Annotated in this window: 6 protein-coding genes; 3 read left to right on the top strand and 3 right to left on the bottom strand. The window is 73.0% G+C overall.

What is annotated here, in order from left to right; translation table 11 throughout:
* Together N790_RS09705 and N790_RS09700 are read left to right on the top strand one after the other, a co-directional pair.
* The coding region (locus N790_RS09705; protein ID WP_043803711.1) for a GNAT family N-acetyltransferase at positions 1-1,052 on the top strand (1,052 nt) is incomplete at its 5' end.
* The gene (locus N790_RS09700) at positions 1,049-1,864 is read left to right on the top strand and encodes a UDP-2,3-diacylglucosamine diphosphatase (RefSeq protein ID WP_043803709.1); all 816 of its coding nucleotides are present in this window, start codon (positions 1,049-1,051) and stop codon (positions 1,862-1,864) included. The genes N790_RS09705 and N790_RS09700, both read left to right, overlap by 4 nt.
* Here N790_RS09700 and N790_RS09695 read toward each other — a convergent pair.
* Complete coding sequence (locus tag N790_RS09695; RefSeq protein WP_043803707.1) at positions 1,852-2,337, bottom strand: DUF1203 domain-containing protein; 486 nt, start codon at positions 2,335-2,337, stop codon at positions 1,852-1,854. The two genes, N790_RS09700 and N790_RS09695, sit on opposite strands and share 13 nt — an antisense overlap.
* 108 nt (positions 2,338-2,445) lie before the next feature.
* On the opposite strand from N790_RS09695, the gene N790_RS09690 reads away from it, so the two are divergent.
* Positions 2,446-3,513, top strand: coding sequence for a metal-dependent hydrolase (locus N790_RS09690; protein ID WP_043803705.1), 1,068 nt, complete (start codon positions 2,446-2,448; stop codon positions 3,511-3,513).
* On the opposite strand, the gene dusB is transcribed toward N790_RS09690, so the two are convergent.
* The gene (gene dusB / locus N790_RS09685; protein WP_043803704.1) at positions 3,459-4,457 is read right to left on the bottom strand and encodes a tRNA dihydrouridine synthase DusB; all 999 of its coding nucleotides are present in this window, start codon (positions 4,455-4,457) and stop codon (positions 3,459-3,461) included. The genes N790_RS09690 and dusB overlap by 55 nt on opposite strands.
* A gap of 32 nt (positions 4,458-4,489) precedes the next feature.
* Positions 4,490-4,830: PepSY-associated TM helix domain-containing protein (locus N790_RS09680; RefSeq protein WP_043803702.1), on the bottom strand; the 341-nt coding region annotated here is incomplete at its 5' end.

Here is a 4,830-nt window from a genome sequence, read left to right as displayed (position 1 = left end):
AGCTGTTCGCCCGCCGCGGCAGCCGCATCAGCCTGCGCATCGGCAAGCCGCTGCGGCTGGACCCGGCCGAGGCCGGCGAATCGGCGCTGGCTTCGGTGCGCCAGGCGCTGGTGGCCATCGGCTCGCGCCGCGAGGCCCACGCCGCCGGCCCGGTGCCGGTGGCGCACGCGGTGGACCGCCGCCTGCTGGTGGCCGAACTGGCGCGTTTGCCGCTGCTGGGCCGCACGCCCGACGGCAAGCGCATCCACGCCGGCCCGCTGGCTGCCGATTCGCCGCTGCTGCGGGAAATCGGCCGCCTGCGCGAAATCACCTTCCGCGCCGTGGGCGAGGGCACCGGCAAGCGCCTGGACCTGGACGCCTACGACACCTGGTACGACCACATCGTGCTCTGGGACGGCGAGGCGCTGGAGATCGCCGGGGCCTACCGCGTGGCGCCCGGCGAGCGCGTTTACGCCGAGCGCGGGCTGGAGGGGTTCTACACCGCCTCGCTGTTCACCTATCCCTGCCACCTGCTGCCGCGGCTGGTGCAGGGCATGGAGCTGGGCCGCAGCTTCGTGGCGCCGGCCTACCAGGGCAGCCGCAGCCTGGACTACCTGTGGCTGGGCATCGGCGCCTACCTGCGCACGCAGCCGCAGGTGCGCTACCTGTTCGGGCCGGTGTCGATCAGCGCCGAACTGCCGGTGGCGGCGCGCGAACAGCTGGTGGCGTATTACTCGCGCTACTTCGGCGCCGGTGGCGACGCCGAGGCCAACCGTCCGTTCCGCTTCCTGGCGGCGCCGCCGTGTTTCGGCGAACTGGACGCCGACGAGGCCTTCCGCGTGCTCAAGGCCAACCTGGGCGCGCTGGGCACCCGCGTGCCCACGCTCTACAAGCAGTACACCGAGCTGTGCGAACCGGGCGGCGCGCGTTTCCTGGCCTTCGGCGTGGACCCGGACTTCAATTATTCGGTGGACGGCCTGATCGAACTCGACCTGGCCCGCATCCAGCCACGCAAGCGCCAGCGCTACCTCGGCGGCGGCGAGCCCAGCCTGCCCGCGCCGGAGGCGGCGTGAGCGCCGCGGCGGTGGCGCGGCACCGGGCGGTGTTCGTTTCCGACGTGCACCTGGGCTCGAAGAACTGCCATGCCGCCGAACTCGCCGCCTTCCTCGACGGCCTGCAGGCGCGCCGCCTGTACCTGGTGGGCGACATCGTCGACCTGTGGTGGCTGGCCCAGCGCCGCGCCGCCTGGGGCGCCGACCAGCACCGGGTGGTGGAATGCCTGCACGAGCTGGCGCGCGCCGGCACCGAACTGATCTACGTGCCGGGCAACCACGATCGCCCCATCCGCCGCTTCTGCGGGCTGGTGCTGCCGAACATGCAGGTGCGCCGCCGCGCCATCCACGTGCTGCGCGACGGCCGCCGCCTGCTGGTGACGCACGGCGACGACTACGACGCCATCACCCATTTCGGCAATTTCCAGGAGCGTTTCGGCGACTGGCTGTACGACCGCATCCTGGCCGGCAACCGGCTCACCAACCTGGCGCGGCGCCGGCTGGGCCTGCGCTACTGGTCGCTGGCGGATTTCCTGAAGTCGCAGAGCGGCGCGGCCGAGCGCTACATCGAACGCTTCGTGCACGCCGGCCTGGGCGATGCGCGCCGGCGCGGGCTGGACGGCATCGTCTGCGGGCACATCCACCGCGCGGCGCTGCGCGAGGTGGACGGCCTGGTCTACGCCAACGACGGCGACTGGGTGGAAAGCCTGAGCGCCCTGGCCGAAGACGCCGCCGGCGACCTGGTGCTGCTGCGCCACGACGGCGGCGAACTGGCGCGCCTGCCGGGCCGCGCGCCGGTGGCGGCGGCCCCGCGCCTGGCTCAGGCGGCCTGAGCGGCGTCGGCGCGGCCGACCCAGGCGGCGTAGCAGCCGGCGCCTGCGTAATGGGCGTGCAGGTAGGCGGCGCGCGGTTCGGCCAGCAGCTCGCGCGCGGCGTCCAGCATTTCCGTGCCCGGCACCAGCCGGAAGCCCAGCAGCCAGCCGTCGGCGTCGAAGGCGCGCAGCGACAGCGTGCGCCGGGCCAGCGCCGGCGGGACCTGGTTCACTTCGTCGTAGGGCGCGTGCGCGGCCAGGCGGAAGTACACGGCGTGGGCGGAATGGAAGGGCGTCTCGGCGTCCTGGTGGGTGTGGTTCACCAGCAGCACCGTTTCGCCGGGAACGGCGTCTTCCAGCGTGGCGCGGCAGGGGAAGCCCGGCATTTTGTCGGCGACGCGCACGACGGCGCGGCGCGCGGCCAGCTCGTCGGGGCTGGCTTCGAACAGGGCGTGGTAGGGGGCGGGGTCGAGGCCGCGGATTCGGATGTCCATGGGGTTCTCCGGTGGGGGTGGCGCCATGGTCCGCGCCGGCCGCGGGCGCCGCTATCCGATTCTTGCGCCTCACGTGGCGGCGACCCCGCGGGCGGTTAGCATCGCCGCATGGATTCCCTCAGCCAGATCGTCCTGGGCGGCGCCGTCGCGGCCGCCATCGCCCCCGCCGCCCACCGTCGCGCCGCGCTCGCCGCCGGCGCCGCGCTGGGCACGCTGCCCGACCTCGATTCGGTGCCCATGTGGTTCCTGGGGCTCGACCCGGTCACCAACATGACCTGGCACCGGGGGCCCTCGCATTCGCTGCTGGTGCTGCTGCCGTTCGCGGCGCTGCTGTGGTGGCTGTTCAGGCGCGAAGGCGGCCGCGTGGCGGAGGCGCCGAGGCGCTGGTACTGGGCCATCACGCTGGCGCTGGTGACGCACCCGCTGCTCGACGCCTTCACCGTCTACGGCACCCAGCTGTGGTGGCCGCTGCCGCCGTCGCCGGCGATGTGGTCGAGCGTGTTCATCATTGATCCGCTGTACACGCTGCCGCTGCTGGGGGCCTGCCTGTTCGCGCTGCTTCGGCCGTCGAAGGCTTCGGCGCAGCGCGCGCTGGTGCTGGGGCTGGCGCTGAGCACGGCGTATCTCGGCTGGTCGCTGCTGGCGAAGGCGATGGTGGAGCGCACGGCCGACCAGGCGCTGGCCGCGCGCGGGCTGCAGGACGCGCCGCGGTTCTCGGTGCCGATGCCGTTCAACACGCTGCTGTGGCGGGTGGTGGTGATGACGCCGGACGGCTTCCTCGAGGGTGAACGCTCGCTGGTGGCGGACGCGGGGCCGATGGTGTTCCGCGAGTATTCGTCCGACGCCCGGGTACTCGCGGGTGTCGCCGATTTTGCGGCCGTAAGGCGACTCCTTTGGTTCAACCACGGCTTCATGAAGGCCGAGGAGCGCGACGGCCAGGCCGTGCTGTCCGACCTGCGCATGGGCGCCGAGCCCGACTACAGCTTCCGCTTCATCGTGGCCGAGCGCGCGGGCGACGGCTGGCGCGAAGTGCGGCCGGAACAGGCCGCCTGGCCCTGGCAGGCGCGGCGCCGGCTGGCGCAGATGTGGGACCGGATCTGGGTGCAGCCGCCCGGCGAACTTCAGGCCGCCGAGGCGAAGTCCGAAGCGGCGCCGGCCACCAGCGAGTCGAAATAATCGCGGGTCAGGCGCAGCTGCGCCTCGGCGCTTTCGGCGCGGTTGACCACGGCGCGGAAGGCGGCGTTCTCGGGCCGGTCCTTCGCGTACCAGCCCAGGTGCTTGCGGGCGATGCGCACGCCCGATTCTTCGCCGTAGAAGGCGTGCAGGTGCGCCAGGTGGCCCAGCAGCACGTCGCGCACCTCGGCCAGCGATGGCGGCGGCAGGTGTTCGCCGGTGGCCAGGAAGTGCGCCACCTCGCGGAAGATCCAGGGGCGGCCCTGGGCGGCGCGGCCGATCATCACCGCGTCGGCGCCGGTGTGGCGCAGCACGAAGGCGGCTTTCTCCGGCGAATCGATGTCGCCATTGGCCAGCACCGGGATGCGCAGCGCCGACTTCACTTCGGCGATGGTGTCGTATTCGGCCAGGCCGGTGTAGTGCTGGTCGCGGGTGCGGCCGTGGATGGCCAGCGCGGCGATGCCGCTGTCTTCGGCGATGCGGGCGATGCGCAGCGCGTTCTTCTGGCCGGCGGCCCAGCCGGTGCGGATCTTCAGCGTCACCGGCACGTCCACCGCCGACACCACCGCGGCCAGGATGCGCGCCACCAGGTCTTCGTCGCGCATCAGCGCCGACCCGGCCCAGGCGTTGCACACCTTCTTGGCCGGGCAGCCCATGTTGATGTCGATCAGCTGGGCGCCGTGTTGGACGTTGTGCCGCGCGGCCTCGGCCATCACCCCGGGCACGGTGCCGGCGATCTGCACGCTGATCGGGTCGGGTTCGCCGGCGTGGTCCATGCGGTGCACGGACTTGGCGGTGTTCCAGAAGCGCGGGTCCGACGTGGTCATCTCCGACACGCACAGGCCCGCGCCGAGCTGCTTGCACAGCATGCGGAACGGCTTGTCGGTGACGCCGGCCATGGGGGCCAGCACCACGCGGGGGGCAATGCGATGGGGACCGATGAACATGGCCGCCATTGTAGCCGGCGGCCGGCGCGGCCTCAGCGGCGGGCCCGGCGGCGGCACCAGAACAGGAAGCCGGTGGCCAGCAGGAAACCGGGCAGCAGGCCCGTGACGACCTGGGCGAGCTTCATCGGCAGGCCACCGACGGCCGCGACGTGCAGCGGGTAGATGGCGTTGGACAGGCGGGCGCCGGGGCGGTCGGCGGTGGCGTCGTAGCGCAGCAGGGTTTCGCTGCCGTCGCGCGAAACGGCCACCACGCTGCGGCCCACCGGATGCCATTCGCCGGCGGCCTGGCCGCGGAAGCCGACCGCGGTGGCGCCTGGCGCCAGCGGCGAGACGCGGGCGATGCGGCCGCCGGGCAGCGCCGACTGCGCCTGTT

This window comes from Arenimonas malthae CC-JY-1 (assembly GCF_000747075.1).
Lineage (GTDB): Bacteria > Pseudomonadota > Gammaproteobacteria > Xanthomonadales > Xanthomonadaceae > Arenimonas > Arenimonas malthae.
Note: the sequence above shows the minus strand (reverse complement) of the source record. Positions and strands in the feature narration are given on the sequence as shown.